Genomic DNA, 17,451 nt, shown 5'->3' with positions numbered 1-17,451 from the left:
GCGCGCAAGCGCGAAAAGTTCAGCGCTGCACGCGCACCAGCGTCGAATCCATGCCGGCGGTGTCGAGCTTCTCTTTGAGGCGGTCGGCATCGTCGCGGCGGGTGAAGGGGCCGACCCGCACGCGGTAGACGGTGCGGCCGGCCTGCTCGCGCTCGGTGACCCGGGCCTCCCAGCCCATGATCGCGAGGCGGGCGCGCTGGGCGTCGGCGTCGTCGTTGCTGCGGAAGGCGCCGGCCTGGATGAAGTAGTCGAACGGCTCGGCGCTGCCCGGAGCGGCGGCGGCACCGGTGGCGGCCGCGCCGCTGGTGGCCGCGGCATTGGGCGCGGCCGAGGCGACGGCCTGCGGCGCGCGGGCGGCGCGGGCCGCGGCCAGGTCGCCCAGCGGATCTGAAGATGCGGGTCTGGCGGCGGCGGCGGCGGCGCGCGCGGCCGGGCCGGGCGGCGGCTCGGGCACAGCCACCGGGGCCACGGCGGTGCCGGGCGCCTGCGGCGGGGTGACGCCCTGGGCGGCGGCGCCCACGGTGCCGGCCATGCCGGTGCTGCCGGGCGGCGGCCGCACGCCGCGCTTGTTGGCCAGGGCCGAGTTCGGATCCCAGTCGCGATTCTTCTGCGCCTCGACCGCGTCCATGTCGGCATTGCGATTGGCGTTGCGGTTCAGGAAGGGCACCGGTACCTTGGTCACGTAGACGGCCACCGCCAGGGCGGCGCCCAGGCCCAGCATGACGCCGATGATGATGCCGAGGAAGGTGCCGCCCTGCTGTGGGTGCCGCATCCGTCCCGCCCGCTGCCCGTGGTCGCTCCGCATCGCCTGTCCTCTGCTTGTCATGAAATATGGGGAACGGTTCACATCTTCTGCGGCGCCGACACGCCGAGGATCGCCAGGCCATTGTGCAGCACCTGCGCCACCGCGGCGACCAGCGCCAGGCGGGCGTTCCTGGTGGCTTCGTCGTCGACCAGGATGCGCTCGGCGTCGTAGTAGCTGTGGTAGGCCGCGGCCAGGTCGCGCAGGTAGAAGGTGACGTCGTGCGGCGCGAAGTGGGTGGCCGCGTCGGTCAGCATCGCCGGGTACCTGGCCAGCTGCAGCATCAGCGCCTGGGCGGCCGGCGTGTCGAGCGGCGCCAGGTCGGCGTGCGGCAGCCAGCCGCGGTCGCCGCCCCAGGCGGCCAGCACCGACGAGATGCGGGCATGGGCGTATTGCACGTAGTACACCGGGTTCTGGTTGTTCTGGGCCAGGGCCAGGTCGATGTCGAAGGTGTATTCGGTATCGGGCTTGCGGCTCAGCAAGAAGAAGCGGACCGCGTCGGTGCTGGTCCACTCGATCAGGTCGCGCAGGGTGACGTAGCTGCCGGCGCGTTTGCTGATCTTGACCTCTTCGCCGCCCTTGACCACCCGCACCATGGTGTGCAGCACGTAGTCGGGGTAGCCCTGCGGAATGCCGACGTCGGCCGCCTGCAGGCCGGCGCGCACCCGGGCGATGGTGCCGTGGTGGTCGGTGCCCTGGATGTTGACCACCGTGCGGTAGCCGCGCTCCCATTTGGAGATGTGGTACGCCACGTCGGGCACGAAGTAGGTGAAGGAGCCGTCGGTCTTCTTCATGACCCGGTCCTTGTCGTCGCCGTAGTCGGTGCTCCTGAGCCAGAGCGCGCCGTCCTGCTCGAACGTCTTGCCGTTGGCGACCAGGCGGTCGACCGTGCGCTGCACCCGGCCGCTGGTGTAGAGGCTCGATTCGAGGTAGTACTCGTCGAAGGCCAGGTTGAAGGCCTGCAGGTCCTTGTCCTGCTCGTGGCGCAGGTAGGCGACGGCGAAGTCGCGGATCGCGTCGATGTCGTCCGCGTCGCCGTTGGCGGTGGTGGCGCGGTCGCTGGCCTGCACCGTCTTGCCGGCCAGGAAGTCGTCGGCGATGTCCTGGATGTACTCGCCGTTGTAGAAAGCCTTGCTGGCCGGGTCGGCCGGATCGGTGGGCCAGCAAGCGTCGCCCGGCTTGAAGCCCTTGGCGCGCAGCTGGGTGCTGCGCGCCAGCGTCTGAATCTGCACGCCGGCGTCGTTGTAGTAGTACTCGCGGTGCACCGCGCGGCCCTGCGTCGTCAGCAGGTTGCAGATCGCGTCGCCGAGGGCCGCCTGGCGGCCGTGGCCCACGTGCAGCGGGCCGGTGGGGTTGGCCGAGACGAACTCGACCAGCACCCGGTCGTCGGGCTGCACCGGCTGCGCACCGTAGGCGGCACCGGCGGAGAGCACCTCGCGCACCGTCTGCTGCTTGGCTTGCGGCGTCAGGCGGATGTTGAGGAAGCCGGGGCCGGCCAGTTCGACGGCCGACGTCCAGCGAGCGAAGGCGGGCATGGCCAGCAGCGCGGTTCGCAGCGCCTCGCCCACCTGGCGCGGGTTCTGGCCCAGCGGCTTGGCGAGCTGCATGGCCGCGGTCGTGGCGAGATCGCCGTGCGCCGCCACCTTGGGGGATTCGAAGACGGCCCGGGCACCGGCGCCGGGCAGCAGTTGTTCGAGCGCGTCGGCCAGGGCCGCGAGCAGATCGTGTTGGACGGAGAGCATCCGGTGATTTTAGGGTGCGCCCCCCGCGGGCGCCCGGCGGGCTTGGCGGCGACACGCGCGCGGCGTCATCCCCGCGGGCGGGCCATGCGTTATGGAGCGGGCCTCGCCGAGGCCCGCAGATCCCAACCCGTTGCAGAAAAAACCATGAAAACCACCAATACGACACTGCTCACCCTTGCCGCCGGCCTGGCGCTCTCCCTGGCCTGCGCGGTGCATGCCGCCGATGCCCCGGCCGCAGACGCCGCAGCCAAGCCCAAAACCGCCCAGCAGGACAAGATGGCGACCTGCAACACCGAGGCCACCGGCAAGAAGGGCGACGAGCGCAAGGCCTTCATGAAGGAGTGTCTGGCCGCCGGCAAGGCCACCCAGCAGAACAAGATGAAGACTTGCAACGCCGACGCGAAGACGAAGGACCTGAAGGGCGACGCCCGCAAGAGCTTCATGAGCGAATGCCTGAAAAACAAACCGGCCGCCTGAGGGCTTGACACGCGACTCAGCGCTATTTAATTCATAGCTGGCAGTCGTCGAACAACAAATTTTTCAGGTATAGAACCCCTTGAAAGGCTTACTGGACATCGACTTGTCGCTATTAATTTTGAATGCGAGAAACCCCGCACCGCCTGCCGGCCGTGCGGGGTTTCGCTTTGCGCGGCGGCGCCCGGACCTACCTGACGCCGAAGCCCCGCGCCAGAAAGGTCGCGGCCAGCGGGATCAGCGGCAGCAGGTGCGCCTGCACCATCACCAGCCGGCGGGTGGCGGCGATCTCGGCGGCACCGGGCAGTGCGCCGCCCGCTTTCTGCATCCGCGCCCAGCGGCGGAAGGTGAGCGTCGGCTTGATCGAGACCAGCGCGATGACCACGAACAGGCCCACCTTGGCGTGCAGCAGCCAGTTGGCGCCGTAGTAGGCGGGGCCCTTGACGCCCCAGACGATGCGCGCCACGCCGGTCGCCAGCACCAGCACCGCGGCGATGCCGTAGACCAGGTCGATCTTCGCCAGCCGCGCCACCGCCTTGGCGTTGAGCCATTCGGCCCGGCACAGAGCCGCCTCGCTCGCGACGAAGACCACCATCGTCAAGATGGCCAGAAGATGCAGGTAGGCGAGGACGGATTCGAGGACCATGGATGTTCTTTTCTTGTGGGATGCCGGGCCGGTTCGGACCTGCGCGATTAGATACCGGCACGATAAGACAGCCCATAGGTTTGACACTTACCATCCAGAACATGGGTGGAGGGACGGAGGGAGACATGGAACTCCAGGCGGTTCGGCGACAGCGGCACGGCGCGCCGTGCCGAGACGCTCGTGCGGCGTCGCGGACGGAAAGCGGCGACCGACGGACCGCAACCGCGGCAGGTCCGGCACGTGCAGGCGATACGTTCCAGGAGGATAACCAACCGTCCCGCCTCAGCACCGTGCGAAGTCGCAACAGGTGCCATCGCAATCGACCCGCAGGCAGTTCGACCGGGAATTTATTTCGTATCCTACGGGTCCTGCCGCATGGCGCCGGCCACAGGGGACGGCACAATGGACGCGCGTCCACCATTTGGATCCGTTCGTCCGCCACAACGCGGGTAGGCGGCCCCTCCCATGCGACAGGAACTCATCCAGAGCGCTCTTCCGGTCACGACCGATTCGGCTGGCTCCGCTGCTTCGGTGGCGGAAGCGGTAGTGCGCGCGCTGGGCCATCTGCTGGACAAACTGGAACCTCTTGTGGGAATGCACGGCGCAAGCGCGCTCTACGGACGCAGCGTCCATCTGGTGCGGCGCGACCGGTCTGCGGCACTTTCCGCGGCCCAGGGAACGCGCGACGAACAACTGGCCTGCCTGCGCGAAGACCTCGCCCGGCTCGACCTTGCCGAGGCGCGTGCCATATCGACCGCACTGCTGACCACCTTTGCCGATTTGCTTACGTCGCTCATAGGCGAGCCACTGACAAACCGCCTGCTGCGTTCTGCCTGGAATCTTCCCCCGGCGGGCGCAGCGCCCATCGAGGAGAAATCGAAATGACCAACAAGGTCGAGATACGGCGGCTGAAGACGGGCGTACCGGGGCTGGACGAATTGCTGGGAGGCGGCCTGGCCGAGTTCTCGTTCAACTTGATCGCCGGCGTGCCCGGATCCGGCAAGACCACCCTGGCGCACCAGATCATGTTCGCCCTGGCTACGCCCGAGCGGCCGGCCCTTTTCTTCACCATCCTGGGCGAGCCGACGATCAAGATGCTGCGCTACCAGCAGCAGTACGACTTCTTCGACCTCGCCAAGGTGGGCGACTGCATCCACTTCGTGAACCTGGCCGACGAGGCCATGACCGGCGACTTCGACAAGGTGCTGGCGCGGATCGTGAGCGAGATGAGCCTGCGCAACCCGGCCTTCGTGATGGTGGATTCTTTCCGCTCGGTAGTGCAGGCGGTGCAGTCGGGCGGCCCGGGCACCGACCTGCGGCTCTTCGTGCAGCGCCTCGGGATGCATTTGACCACCTGGCAGGCGACCTCGTTTCTGATCGGCGAATATCTGGCGCAGGAGACCGAGGCCAACCCGATCTTCACCGTGGCCGACGGCATCCTGTGGATGACGCAGAACTTGCACGGCAACTCGATGGTGCGCAAGATCCAGATCGCCAAGATGCGCGGCCACGCGTCGATCCCGGGGCAACACACCTTCCGCATCGGCAACGACGGCATCCGCGTGTTCCCGCGCATCCTGCCCGACACCGCGAACGGCGTCGAGAGCCGGGCCGATGCCGCAGGCCGCGGGCCGGCGGTCGATGCACGGCTGTCGATGGGCGTGCCGGTCCTCGACGACATGATGGGCGGCGGCCTGCCGCCCGGCTATTCGTTGCTGGTCTCGGGTCCGTCGGGCTCCGGCAAGTCGCAGCTGGCGGTCGCCTTCTTGGCGGCGGGCGTGGCGGCGGGCGAGCGCGGCGTGATCGCGGCCTTCGAGAAGACGCCGCAGCGCGCACACAAGGTGCAGCTCGACAGGCTCGTCGCCAGCGGCGACGTGGGCATGGTCGACACCCGGGCGCTCGATCTATCGATCGACGAAACTCTGTACGCGCTCACCGACCTGATCGAGCGCACCGGCGCCAGGCGGGTGGTGATCGATTCGCTCTCGGGCTTCGAATTGTCGCTGGCCCCCATGTTCCGCGAGGATTTCCGGGAGTCGCTGCACCGGATGGTGGCGGTGCTCACCGGCATGGGGGTGGCGGTGCTGCTGATTTCCGAGCTGGAAGACCGCTATACCGACCTGCGCTTCAGCCCCTACGGCGCCGCCTTTTTGACCGACGCGATCATCGTCCAGCGCTATGTGGAACTGGAAGGCCGACTCGAACGGGTGCTGGCGGTGGTGAAGGTCCGCAACAGCGCCCACAGCCACGAACTGCGCAGGTTCCAGATCACCGACGATGGCATGGTCATCGGCACCGCGGTGCATGGGATCGACGGGCTGTTGAGCGGCCATCCTCGGTATTAGCGGGCCGGCATCGCATGGCGACTTTTCCTCCATATTCGTCCTCGACGCTGGACCAGCCGCTAGAAGCCGATACCAACTCTCGGGCGTGGACGGCAGCCGTACGCGAGCATGTGGTCACGCACCGCGAATCGACCGTCCACCTGCGGGAGCAAGCCGCTTCGGTGCGGGACGACCTGCAGCGCGAACACGAGAGCGCGTCGAGCGCGGCGCGTGCCGCACTCAGCGAGGCGAACCAGAACCTCGTGCTCGCATCGCTGAATGCCACCGAGCAGAAAAAGGCGGCCGAACACCGCCAGGCGCGCCAGCAGGAGTTCCTGGCGATGCTGGGCCACGAGCTGCGCAATCCTCTGGCGCCGATCCGCAATGCGGCCGCTCTGTTGGCCAGCCATTCCCTGACGCCGGATTCGTCGATCCGAATGCAGCAGATCATCGACCGCCAGGTCGGGCATATGTCGCGTCTGCTGGACGATCTGCTCGACGCGTCGCGCGTGACCAACGGCAAGGTGCATCTTCAAAAGCGCGTGGTCCCGGTGCAGGAGCCCCTGCAGCAGGCGATCGAACAATGCATCGGCTTCGCCGACTAGCAAGGCCATACCCTCGCCGTATCGGTCCCGGCGGAAAGCTGTTTCGTCGAAGGCGATCCGGCGCGCCTGCTGCAGATCTTCGCCAACCTGCTCAACAACGCGATCAAGTACACCGCCCACGGCGGCAGGATCTCCCTGACCGCCCGGGCGGTGGCCGACACGGTGGTGGTGGAGGTGGGAGACAACGGCGTCGGCATCGCAGCCGAAGCGTTGCCGCACATCTTCGATATCTTCCAGCAGGAGATCCGCTCGCTGGACCGCAGCCAGGGAGGGCTGGGCCTGGGCCTCACCATCGTACGCAGCATGGTGGATCTGCACGGCGGTCGCATCGTGGCCAAGAGCGGCGGGCGTGGCATGGGCAGCACCTTCGTGGTCAGCTTGCCCCTGGTCGATGCGCCGAAGGCGGCGGCACTGCCTCCCGCCGAGACCGAACTGCCGTCGCTGCGCGTACTGCTGGTGGACGACAACGCGGATGCGCGCATCACCCTGTGCACCCTCTTCGAACTGGCCGGGCACGACCCCGAGACGGCCCACGACGGCCCGACCGCGCTCGACAAATTCGCCCGCCACCGTCCCCACGTGGTGGTGTGCGATATCGGACTGCCCGGCATGAGCGGCTACGAAGTAGCGCAGAACATGCGGCGCAGCACCGAGACCTCCCGCAGGCCGATCCTGATCGCCCTGACCGGCTACGACGGCCCCGGCCGCCGCGAACGGGCTATCGCTGCGGGCTTCGATTGCCAGTTGGCGAAGCCTGCCGGGTTCGAGGAGATTCTGGACGCCATCCGGGCGCGGTTGCGGCAGCGGTGAACCGCCCGGGCCGGAAACGGCGCGGCTCCGGCCCCGCTAGCCGGACTCCGTTTGGAGCGCGGCCGCCCGAACAACGCGCTACGGCCGGGTGGCCGCCTCCATTCGGGGACCCGCCACCCCGCCCAGGGAGCCCGCCCGATCAGTAGCGGATCGCGATGTCCCGCACCACCGGGCCGCCCGCGCCGCCGATCTGCGACAGCGCGCCGTTGCCCGTCGTGTTGCCGAAGAGCGTGGCCGCGCCGGTGGTGAGCGAGATGGTGTAGAGGCTGAACGGGCCGGTGCCGGTGGGGCGCAGGGCCGCCAGCGACAGGCCGTTGGCGCCGCCGGCGATGTCGAACGCGCCCTGGCCGTTCAGCGCCGTGTTGAGCGCGCCGATGTTGACCAGCGTGCCGTCGTTCGGCGGTGCCTGGCGGGCCAGCACGTTCTGGTTGGTGTCCAGGTCGAGCAGGTCGGTGGCGATGGTGCCGGCGAAGCTGTTGGTGTAGGCCGCCGCCACCACGCTGGCCGGCGCGGTGCGGTTGATCGCGCCGTCGGTGGTGGTGGCACCGGTGTCGACATTGATCCGCAGGCTCTGGCCGGTGTTGCTGATCACCCGCAGGCGGTCGGCCACCGGGTTGAAGTCGACCGAGAAGCGCGCGCCCGACAGGCCGGCGTACGGCAGCGTGGTGTCGGCCGGGTCGGCCGCGAGGGCCGAGACGAAGGTCGATGCGCCGCTGTCCGGATCGACCGTCACCAGCCGGCCGAGCGAGGTCAGCGCGTAGAGCAGGCCGTTGGCCGGACGGAAGTCGATGCCCAGCACCGTCTCGTTGGTGCCCAGGCCGCTCACCGCGACCGTCGTCGACAGCGTGTTGGGCGTGGCCGGCGCGAAGCTGCCGAGGCGCGAGGTGTCGGTCAGCACGTAGGCGCGCGGTGCCGTGGGTTGGGTCAGCGTCAGGCCGACGATCGCCTCGCCCGAGCCGATCGGGCCGACCAGGGTGGCGCCGGCGTTGCCCGACAGAGCGACGGTGTAGAGCCAGGTGGTGCCGGCGACGGTCAGGGCCGCGTAGCCGCGGTTGTTGCGCGCGTCGATGTCGAAGCCGTTGGCGCCGGTGAAGGCCACGCCCAGGTTGACCGGGCTGGTCAGCGTGCCGTTGTTGGGCGGGTCCTGCAGGTACAGTGTGCCGGCGGCATCGAGGTTGTAGAGCTGGGTGGTGGTGGTGCCGGCGAAAGAGTTGGTATAGGCCGAAGCGGTAACGCGGGCGCCGGCCACGCCGTTGATCGGACCGTCGACCGTGGTGGCGCCGGTGGTCACGTCGATGCGCAGGTTCTGGCCGGTGTCGCTCACCAGGCGCAGGCGGTCGGCGACCGGGTTGAAATCGAAGCCGAACTGGGTGCCCGACAGCGCGGTGGAGAGCGCCGCCCGGAACGTCACCGCGCCGGTGGTCGCATTGAGCGTGTAGATGCGGCCGAGCGAGCTGACGGTGTAGATGGCGCCGTCTGCAGGTCGCACGTCGATGCCCAGCAGCGTCTCGTTGGCGGCCAGACCGGTGATCGGCAGGCTGGTGGCCAACGCGGCGGGCGTAGTGCGGTTGAACGACACCACCCGGCCAGTGGCGGTGATCGCGATCGTGTCGCCCAGCTGCGCGCCCGGTACCGGCGTGGTGCCGCCGCCCCCGTCGCCTCCCCCGCAGGCTGCCAGGGCGGCGGTGGCGATCAGGGCGAGCGCCCAGCGGGTCTTCGGTGTGGTTTGCATGTCGGTCCTTGTTCTGGGTGGATGAAGGGCATGCCGACAGAAATTGCACGGGCAAATTCCGCAGCGCCCCGCAGTCTCCAGGCACAAAAGGCCGGACGGATGCAGCACCACGTTTTACTTACATTTTATTTCTCCTGGTGCCGCAGGCATTCTCAAGCAAATAAGAGCTGCAGCCGGCATTCGTCAACGACCTCCAGCTATTAATTCAGGAGCGATATGCACGATCGACATCGGCTCGGGTAAATCGCAGCCGGTGGCGATGTCGTCCCCACCTCCCAGCTGTTGCGCCAAGCGATGCGGTAATTGGCCGGCCGAAACCGATTCACCCGGGCCGAACGGGACGCCCGGTACGGCGTTTGCTTGTAATGGCCCGCGCGGGCGGCGGGCACTGTGATGCTTTGGGCCCACACCCGGGCCGCGCAGCCGCCGGACGGCCGAGCGGAAGCATGCTAACGAGGCATACTGATTTTTTTGGCGCACGAGGACACATGATGGCCGCCACGAAGACTTACCGACACCAGGACTACGACCTGATCTGCACCGCCAAGCCGGTGGACAGCGGCAGGTTCGCACCCGCATTGACCATCTCCAAGCTGGTCTGGCCGAGCCGTCCCCGCGAGATCGCGGTCGAGCGCGGCGCCCATCTGACGCCCGACACGGCGATCGAGGCTGCGCACAAGCAGGGTATCGAGTGGGTTGCGCACTACGGCTGATCCTGCCGCCTTCGATTCGCGCGGATTTGTCCTGAATCGACGTCCTGCGGGGCGATCAATCGCGGTGCCGGTCTCGAATACAGTTGGGTTATGGCATGTGCCAGACCGCCCCGCCTTCGATTCCAGGAGCCACGACCATGACCGACCGCACCACCGTCCACCGCCTGCAAGTGGCCACCGAACTGCGCCACTTCATCGAGGACAGGGTATTGCCGGGCACCGGCGTGGCCGCCAGCGTCTTCTGGCAGGGCTTCGACGCCATCGTGCACGACTTGGCACCGAGGAACGCCGCCCTGCTGGCCGAGCGCGAACGGCTGCAGACGGCGCTGGACGGCTGGCACAAGGCCCACCCCGGCCCGATCCAGGACATGCCGGCCTATCGCGCCTTCCTCGAATCGATCGGCTACCTGCAGCCCGCGCCCGCCAAGACCCGGGCCACCACCGCCAACGTCGACGCCGAGCTGGCGCTGCAGGCCGGCCCGCAGCTGGTGGTGCCTATCCTCAACGCCCGCTATGCGCTCAATGCCGCCAACGCGCGCTGGGGCTCGCTGTACGACGCGCTCTACGGCACCGACGCGATTCCCGAGACCGACGGCGCCGAGAAGGGCAAAGGCTACAACCCTGAGCGCGGCGAGAAGGTCATCGCCTTCGCCCGCCGCTTCCTGGACGACGCCGCGCCGCTCGCGAGAGGCTCGCATGCGGATGCCACCGGCTACACCGTCGCGAACGGCGCGCTGGCCGTCACCACCGCGGCCCGCACCACCGGCCTGAAAAATCCCGCCCAGTTCCTCGGCTACCAGGGCGACGCCGCCGCGCCCACCGCGGTGCTGCTGGTGCATAACGGCCTGCACATCGACATCCAGATCGACCGCGCCACCGCGATCGGCAAGACCGACGCGGCCGGCGTGTCGGACGTGGTGCTGGAGGCCGCGCTCTCCACCATCCTCGACCTGGAAGATTCGGTGGCGGTGGTGGATGCGACCGACAAGGTGCTCGCGTATTCGAACTGGCTGGGCATCCTGCAGGGCACGCTGACCGAGTCGCTGGAGAAAGGCGGCAAGACGATCACCCGCCGCCTGAACGCCGACCGCGTCTACACCGGTGCCGCCGGCGGCGAGGTGCGGCTGCACGGCCGCTCGCTCATGTTCCTGCGCAACGTGGGCCACCTGATGACCAACCCCGCCATCCTGTGGGACGGCGGACAGGAAATTCCCGAAGGCATCCTGGACGCGGTCGTCACCACCACCATCGCGCTGCACGACCTCAAGCGCAGCGCCCGGAAGGACGGCATCGTCAACTCGCGCGCCGGCAGCGTCTACATCGTCAAGCCCAAGATGCACGGGCCGTATGAGGTGGCCTTCGCCAGCGAGTTGTTCGGCCGCGTCGAGCAACTGCTGGGCCTGCCCGCCGACACCGTCAAGCTGGGCATCATGGACGAAGAGCGCCGCACCAGCGTCAACCTGGCCGCGTGCATCGCCGAGGCCGCGTCGCGCGTCGCCTTCATCAACACCGGCTTCCTGGACCGCACCGGCGACGAGATGCATACCGCGATGCAGGCCGGCGCGATGCTGCGCAAAGGCGAGATGAAGACCACCAAGTGGATCGCCGCTTATGAGAAGAACAACGTGCTGGTGGGCCTGTCGGCCGGCCTGCGCGGCAAGGCCCAGATCGGCAAGGGCATGTGGGCGATGCCCGACCTGATGGCCGCGATGCTCGAACAGAAGATCGCCCACCCGAAGGCAGGCGCCAACACCGCCTGGGTTCCCTCGCCCACCGCCGCCACCCTGCATGCGCTGCACTACCACCAGGTCGACGTGGCCGCGGTGCAGAAAGAGCTGGAGCAGACCGACGCCGCCAGCGTGCGCGACACCCTCCTGGCCGACCTGCTGCAGGTGCCGGTAGCGCCGAACCCGGTCTGGAGCGACGCCGACAAGCAGCAGGAGCTCGACAACAACGTCCAGGGCATCCTGGGCTACGTGGTCCGCTGGATCGACCAGGGCGTCGGCTGCTCCAAGGTGCCCGACATCCACGACGTCGGCCTGATGGAAGACCGCGCCACCTTGCGCATCAGCAGCCAGCACATCGCCAATTGGCTCCTGCACGGCGTGGTGACGAAAGAGCAGGTCACCGCCACCTTCGAGCGCATGGCCGCGGTGGTCGACGGCCAGAATGCCGGCGATCCGCTCTACCGCAAGATGGCCGGAAACTTCGCCTCCAGCGCCGCCTACCAGGCGGCGCTGGATCTGGTGTTCAAGGGCGTGGAGCAGCCGAGCGGGTACACCGAGCCGCTGCTGCATGCGTGGCGGCTGAAGGTGAAGGCGGCGGGTTGATCTGCGCTTTCGCTGGCTCGTACTGGTAAGCCACCCGTCCTCCGGGCGGCTTTTTTTGGGGCCGCGCGTTCCGATTCAGGTGACAGGACGCGCAAATGCATATCGGCGTCTCGTCCTACGAAACCAAACCGCGGCACGCCGCGTAAAAAGGACAAGCGATGGCGCTTAGTGGCCGCGGCAGATACAGCGGCCATTCGTCCCCCTGTCGAAACATCCGGAGAACCCCATGAAAAAGATCCTCGTCGCCGCCGGCGTTGCCGCCCTCCTTACCGCCTGTGCAGGCGGCATGTCCGGTTCGCGCATGCCCGGCTCGGACGCCCGCACCGACGTCTCTACCACCAACGGCGGCACCGGCCCGATGACGCCGAACGGCCCGGCCGTCAACGGCATGGCGCCACCGCCGCCACCCGCACCGATGGCCGGTGCCGGCATGGCCGCACCGGGCATGGCGCCGGTGATGGTCGGCGGCGCGCCGATGTATGCCTCGCGCGACATCATCGACAACGCGGTCAACTCGAAGGACCACACGACCCTGGTCGCCGCCGTGAAGGCCGCGGGCCTGGTCGATACGCTGAAAGGCCCAGGCCCGTTCACCGTGTTCGCACCGACCAATGCCGCATTCGCCGCGCTGCCGGCCGGCACGGTCGACACGCTGCTGCAGCCGGCCAACAAGCCGACGCTGACCAAGGTGCTGACGTACCACGTGGTGCCCGGCCGCATCGACGCCGCGGCGCTGGCCCAGCAGATCGCTGCCGGCGGCGGACGCGCCACGCTGCGCACCGTGAGCGGCGGCACGCTGACCGCCATGATGCGCGGCCCGAACGTGATCATCACCGACTCGAAGGGCGGCATGGCCATGGTCACCACCGCCAACGTGTACCAGTCGAACGGCGTGATCCACGTCGTGGACAAGGTGCTGCTGCCGAGCTGATCGGCTCCTGGACGATTGCTATATTTTATATAGCAACCGGCCGTTGCATATCCTTGGCTACGGCCTGTTTTCCTTTTGAGTTTGGAAGGAAAACACCAAGACAGACGGCGCCCTCGGGCGCCGTTTTCGCGTGTGGGTCGGTATTCCTTGCCCCCTGCACGCGGGGGCAAGGAAACTCGATACAACGCCGCCCACCCGCCGTGCCAGACTCCTGCACGGGCCCCGGACGTGGCGGCCCTTTCCTTTCGCCGAACCGCCATGCCCGCATCGACTTTCCCCACCCCGCCCCTCCCTCGCCTGCGGCTGCATTTGGCTTGTGCCGGCGTGCTCTGCAGTTCGCCGCTGCTGGCGGCGGCGCAAACGGCCGTGCCAGCCGCCGACACCGTCGGCACCCTGCAGCCGATGGTGATCACCGGTGCCGCGCCCGACCGGCAGCGCTGGACGGCGCCGGCCTCGATCGACGTGATCGACGGCGAGGAGATCCGCGCCGGGCAGCTGCAGATCAACCTGTCGGAGAGCCTGGGCCGGGTGCCGGGGCTGGTGATCCAGAACCGGCAGAACTACGCGCAAGACCTGCAGCTGTCGATCCGCGGCTTCGGCGCGCGATCGACTTTCGGCGTGCGCGGCGTGCGGCTCTTCGTCGAAGGCATTCCAGCCAGCGCGCCCGACGGCCAGGGCCAGACGGCCAACTTCCCGCTGGGCAATACCGAGCGGATCGAGGTGATCCGGGGGCCGTATTCGGCGCTGTACGGCGCCTCGTCGGGCGGCGTGATCGCGCTCACCACCGCCGAGGGCCGCGCGCCGACCACCGTGCGGGGCGGGCTGGCGGTCGGCTCCGACGGCTTCTGGCGCGCCTCGACCCAGGCGCAGGGCATGGTCGGCGAATGGGGCTATGCGCTGGATGCCTCCCGTTTCGCCACCGACGGGCCCCGCGCCCAATCGGCCGCCGACCGGCAAAGCGGCAACCTGAAGCTGTCGCGCCGCCACGGAGAGGGCGAGACGGCCGGCCGCATCACCCTGCTGGCCAGCCGGCAGACCAGCTTCGCGCAGGACCCGCTCGGCCTGAGCCGGGCCGAGTTCGATGCCGACCCGGGCCGCACCACGCCCAACGCGCGGCTCTACGACACCCGCAAGAACGTCGAGCAATCGCAGCTGGGCCTGGCCTGGCAGCAGGGTCTGGGCGGCGGCCACCAGGTGGAGTTCATCGCCTACGCCGGCCAGCGGGCGTTGACGCAGTTCCAGGCGATCCCGACCACGGTGCAGACGCCCGCCAGCCATCCCGGCGGGGTGATCGACCTCGACCGCGACTACGGCGGCTGGAACGCCCGCTGGCGCTTCGACCGCAGCATCGGCAACGGCGACGACGCGCGCCGCTTCACCGTCACCGCGGGCCTGGCGGCCGACACGCAGCGCGAGCTGCGCCGCGGCTTCCAGAACTTCACCGGCAGCGCCGCCGCGCCCACCGCCCTGGGCGTGCTGGGCGCGCTGCGCCGCAACGAGGTCAACCGCGCCACCACGGTAGACCCGTACCTGCAGGCCGAGTGGGAAACCGCCGACTGGACCTGGACCGCCGGCCTGCGCCACTCGCGGGTCCGGCTCGAATCGCAAGACCGCTACATCGTGCCGGGCAATCCGAACGACAGCGGCGCCACCCGCTTCAGCGGCACCTCGCCGGTCGGTGGCGTGCGCTGGCGGCTGGCGCCGTCGCTGCAGGCGTTCGCCAGCATCGGCCGCGGTTTCGAGACACCCACGCTGAACGAAGTGGCCTATCCCCGCGCGGGCCAGAGCGGCCTGAACACGTCGCTGGCGGACAGCACCAGCCGCAGCGCCGAGGCCGGCCTGCGCGGCCGGCACGGTGTCGGCGCCTGGACGGCGGCCGTCTTCGACACCCGCACCCGCGACGAGATCGTGGTCGCCACCAACACCGGCGGCCGGTCGATCTTCCAGAACGCGGGCGCCACCCAGCGCCGCGGGCTGGAACTCTCGGGCGATGCGCAACTGGGCCGGTTCACCTTTTCGTCGGCGCTGACCTTCATGCGGGCCACCTATGCCGACGGTTTCGGCGCCGGCGGCCAGGCGGTCGCCGCCGGCAACCGCATGCCCGGCCTGCCGCAGCGCCAGGCCTATGCGCAGGTGGCCTGGGAGCCGGGCCGCCTGCCCGGCATCTACACGCTGGAGATGCGGCACACCGGCAAGGTGGCGGTGGACGACCGCAACACCGACTTCGCCGCATCCGCCACCGTCTTCAACCTGGGTGCCCGGTTCCAGCAGGAATTCGGCGCCTGGAAGCTGCGCCAGTTCGTGCGGATCGACAACCTGGCCGACCGCCGCTATGCCGGCTCGGTGATCGTCAACGAAGGCAACGGCCGCTTCTTCGAGCCGGCGCTGCGCCGGGCGGTGTATGCGGGAGTGGAGCTGGAACGGCGGTTCTGATCGTCAGTGTGCAATTGCTATAGAATTAATAGCTAATGGTCGTTGAACAGCGCCGGCCTGCGGCCGATTCTGTTAACAATTTCAACCAGCGTCCTTTCCACACATCCAGACTTTTTCATGGCAACCCAGCCTTTCTCCACCGCGCAGGCGGGTGATGTCCCCGACGGCGTCGATGCCGCGCACTGCATCGTCTGCGGCGGGTCGAACGGCTGCGCCATGGCGGCCAGCGGCCGGGCGGATGACGCCGCCGCCTGCTGGTGCACGGCGCCCGGCGCGGTCGATCCGGCCGCGCTGGCCGCCATCCCGACGGCGCTGCGGGGGCGGGCCTGCCTCTGCCCGCGGTGTGCCGGCGCGGCTTCTATCATCGGCTAGTCGATTCCCTTTTTTCTTCACTCAAGGAACATACCGCGATGCCCACGTACCACGTCGAAATGATGGAAGGCCGCACTGTCGAGCAGAAGCAGAAGCTGGTCGCCGAGATCACCCGCGTGTCGGTCGAGATTCTGGGCGGCTCGCCCGATTCGGTCGATGTGATCATCACCGACATCCAGCGCCACAACTGGGCCACCGGCGGCAAGCTCTGGTCCGAACCGCGCGGCTGAAGCGCTGCACCGCCCGCACCTTTCGCCCCTGATGGCCGCCACTGCCGACACCTCCTACACCGCGCTGCGGGAGCAACACCGGCCGCGCTACCGCTGGCTGCCGCTCAGCGGCGTAGTCTGCACGATGGCATCAATCATGTCCTTGACCATCATCAACATGGCGATCCCGGGCCTGCGCCATTGCATCGCGCCGGGTCAGGAACGGGGGCAGTGGGTATCGTCGGGCTTCAGGGTCGCGAGTGCCTGCTCGCAACGGCAGTCGCGTCGAAATTGCGAATACGCAAGCCGGCCGCAGCCGATCCTTTTTCGACGCCAGTCCCGGAGAATCGATAAGCGATGTGCCAACTACTGGGCATGAACTGCAATACACCCACCGACATCGCGTTCAGCTTTTCGGGGTTCTCGCAGCGCAGCGGCCGCACCGGCAACCATGCGGACGGCTGGGGCATCGCATTCTTCGAGGAAGAACTGGGGCTGCGCCATTTCGTCGACCACCTGCCGGCGATCGACTCGCCGATCGCAGACCTGATCCGCAAATATCCGATCAAGAGCCGCAACGTCATCGCCCACATCCGCAAGGCTACCCAGGGCCCTGTGAATCTGCAGAACTGCCACCCGTTCGTGCGCGAATTGTGGGGGCGGTACTGGGTCTTCGCACACAATGGTGACCTGAAGCAGTTCGGGCCGCGGCTGCACGGCAACTTTCGCCCCGTGGGTGCGACCGACAGCGAAGCGGCTTTCTGCTGGCTGATGCAGGAGCTGGCCAAGTCACACGCGACGCTGCCGAGCGTGGACGAGCTGACGCTGACGCTGCGCGAGCTGGTGCCGCAGCTCTCGTCGCACGGAACCTTCAACTTCCTGTTGTCGAACGGCCAGGCTCTGTGGGCGCATGCCTCGACGCATCTGTACTATCTGGAGCGCCGGCACCCGTTCATGCCGGCGGAGCTGGAAGACGACGAACTGAGCATCGATTTCGCGTCGTGCACCACCCCGCAGGATCGTGTGGCGATAATCGTGACGGCCCCCCTGACGCGCAACGAAGAGTGGATGGCTTTCGGACAAGGCGAACTGAAAGTGTTCGTAGACGGCGCACTGCATCTGCGTGACGCGCAATGGCGGTAGTGCGTATAAGCACTGCCGCCGCGCTCTTTCAAACGAGATCTTCCAAGCGGGTCTGCGCTATTCCTTCACCGAATATCGACTTCATCCATTTGGCTCCCCGCAAAAGGCAATGCCCCCGCTCCTTCTGGGAGTCGGGGGCATTACGGGCTGTAGGAGCCTGACGATGACCTACTTTCACACGGGAA

At 68.2% G+C, this 17,451-nt stretch carries 17 protein-coding genes and 1 pseudogene; 14 read left to right on the top strand and 4 right to left on the bottom strand.

The window, feature by feature from the left end; genetic code table 11:
• Positions 1–19: 19 nt before the first annotated feature.
• Both DFQ15_RS15185 and argS read right to left on the bottom strand, forming a co-directional pair.
• Positions 20–826 (bottom strand): SPOR domain-containing protein, encoded by an 807-nt coding sequence (locus tag DFQ15_RS15185; RefSeq protein ID WP_310593146.1) that lies wholly within the window; start codon positions 824–826, stop codon positions 20–22.
• A 17-nt stretch (positions 827–843) separates the two neighbouring features.
• Positions 844–2,544: an arginine--tRNA ligase gene (gene argS, locus DFQ15_RS15180; protein ID WP_110466794.1), complete on the bottom strand. Its 1,701-nt coding sequence runs from the start codon at positions 2,542–2,544 to the stop codon at positions 844–846.
• Between the two features lie 144 nt (positions 2,545–2,688).
• Here argS and DFQ15_RS15175 point away from each other — a divergent pair, with 144 nt between their 5' ends.
• Positions 2,689–3,021, top strand: coding sequence for a PsiF family protein (locus DFQ15_RS15175; RefSeq protein WP_110466793.1), 333 nt, complete (start codon positions 2,689–2,691; stop codon positions 3,019–3,021).
• A 187-nt stretch (positions 3,022–3,208) separates the two neighbouring features.
• Here the strand turns inward: DFQ15_RS15175 and DFQ15_RS15170 are convergent, their stop codons facing one another.
• Positions 3,209–3,664 carry a DUF2214 family protein gene (locus tag DFQ15_RS15170; RefSeq protein ID WP_110466792.1) on the bottom strand — a complete coding sequence of 152 codons (456 nt, stop codon included), beginning with the start codon at positions 3,662–3,664 and terminating at the stop codon, positions 3,209–3,211.
• A gap of 465 nt (positions 3,665–4,129) precedes the next feature.
• Here DFQ15_RS15170 and DFQ15_RS15165 point away from each other — a divergent pair, with 465 nt between their 5' ends.
• The 5 genes and pseudogenes from DFQ15_RS15165 to DFQ15_RS18075 all read left to right on the top strand — a co-directional run bounded on the left by DFQ15_RS15165 (position 4,130) and on the right by DFQ15_RS18075 (position 7,403).
• Positions 4,130–4,549, top strand: coding sequence for a hypothetical protein (locus DFQ15_RS15165; protein WP_146228773.1), 420 nt, complete (start codon positions 4,130–4,132; stop codon positions 4,547–4,549).
• Positions 4,546–6,009 (top strand): ATPase domain-containing protein, encoded by a 1,464-nt coding sequence (locus DFQ15_RS15160; protein ID WP_110466790.1) that lies wholly within the window; start codon positions 4,546–4,548, stop codon positions 6,007–6,009. The genes DFQ15_RS15165 and DFQ15_RS15160 overlap by 4 nt, the downstream gene beginning before the upstream one ends.
• Before the next feature lie 161 nt (positions 6,010–6,170).
• Entirely contained in the window at positions 6,171–6,593 is a 423-nt protein-coding gene (locus DFQ15_RS15155) for a sensor histidine kinase (protein WP_158529083.1), read from the top strand.
• A gap of 63 nt (positions 6,594–6,656) precedes the next feature.
• Positions 6,657–6,968: pseudogene (locus DFQ15_RS18080) on the top strand (sensor histidine kinase); the annotation flags it as partial.
• Complete coding sequence (locus DFQ15_RS18075) at positions 6,948–7,403, top strand: response regulator (RefSeq protein ID WP_259292673.1); 456 nt, start codon at positions 6,948–6,950, stop codon at positions 7,401–7,403. The pseudogene DFQ15_RS18080 and the gene DFQ15_RS18075, both read left to right, overlap by 21 nt.
• A 139-nt stretch (positions 7,404–7,542) precedes the next feature.
• Here the strand turns inward: DFQ15_RS18075 and DFQ15_RS15145 are convergent, their stop codons facing one another.
• Entirely contained in the window at positions 7,543–9,135 is a 1,593-nt protein-coding gene (locus tag DFQ15_RS15145) for a DUF4394 domain-containing protein (protein ID WP_110466787.1), read from the bottom strand.
• Positions 9,136–9,626: 491 nt separating this feature from the next.
• Here DFQ15_RS15145 and DFQ15_RS15140 point away from each other — a divergent pair, with 491 nt between their 5' ends.
• The 8 genes from DFQ15_RS15140 to DFQ15_RS15110 all read left to right on the top strand — a co-directional run bounded on the left by DFQ15_RS15140 (position 9,627) and on the right by DFQ15_RS15110 (position 17,266).
• Entirely contained in the window at positions 9,627–9,848 is a 222-nt protein-coding gene (locus tag DFQ15_RS15140; protein ID WP_146228772.1) for a hypothetical protein, read from the top strand.
• Positions 9,849–9,985: 137 nt separating this feature from the next.
• A complete protein-coding gene (locus tag DFQ15_RS15135; RefSeq protein WP_110466785.1) occupies positions 9,986–12,178 on the top strand; it encodes a malate synthase G in 2,193 nt (730 codons plus the stop codon).
• Positions 12,179–12,566: 388 nt separating this feature from the next.
• Positions 12,567–13,109, top strand: a complete 543-nt coding sequence (locus DFQ15_RS15130; protein ID WP_110466809.1) for a fasciclin domain-containing protein — start codon at positions 12,567–12,569, stop codon at positions 13,107–13,109.
• A 258-nt stretch (positions 13,110–13,367) separates the two neighbouring features.
• A complete protein-coding gene (locus DFQ15_RS15125) occupies positions 13,368–15,542 on the top strand; it encodes a TonB-dependent receptor family protein (protein ID WP_110466784.1) in 2,175 nt (724 codons plus the stop codon).
• 117 nt (positions 15,543–15,659) lie between these two features.
• On the top strand, positions 15,660–15,914 hold the full coding sequence (locus tag DFQ15_RS15120) for a cysteine-rich CWC family protein (protein ID WP_110466783.1): 255 nt from the start codon (positions 15,660–15,662) through the stop codon (positions 15,912–15,914).
• Positions 15,915–15,952: 38 nt separating this feature from the next.
• On the top strand, positions 15,953–16,144 hold the full coding sequence (locus tag DFQ15_RS15115) for a 4-oxalocrotonate tautomerase (RefSeq protein WP_110466782.1): 192 nt from the start codon (positions 15,953–15,955) through the stop codon (positions 16,142–16,144).
• Positions 16,145–16,175: 31 nt separating this feature from the next.
• Entirely contained in the window at positions 16,176–16,502 is a 327-nt protein-coding gene (locus DFQ15_RS18240; RefSeq protein ID WP_146228771.1) for a multidrug efflux MFS transporter, read from the top strand.
• Positions 16,481–17,266, top strand: coding sequence for a class II glutamine amidotransferase (locus DFQ15_RS15110; RefSeq protein ID WP_110466781.1), 786 nt, complete (start codon positions 16,481–16,483; stop codon positions 17,264–17,266). The genes DFQ15_RS18240 and DFQ15_RS15110 overlap by 22 nt, the downstream gene beginning before the upstream one ends.
• Positions 17,267–17,451: the final 185 nt, after the last annotated feature.

Source organism: Xylophilus ampelinus (assembly GCF_003217575.1).
GTDB lineage: Bacteria > Pseudomonadota > Gammaproteobacteria > Burkholderiales > Burkholderiaceae_C > Xylophilus > Xylophilus ampelinus.
Note: the sequence above shows the minus strand (reverse complement) of the source record. Positions and strands in the feature narration are given on the sequence as shown.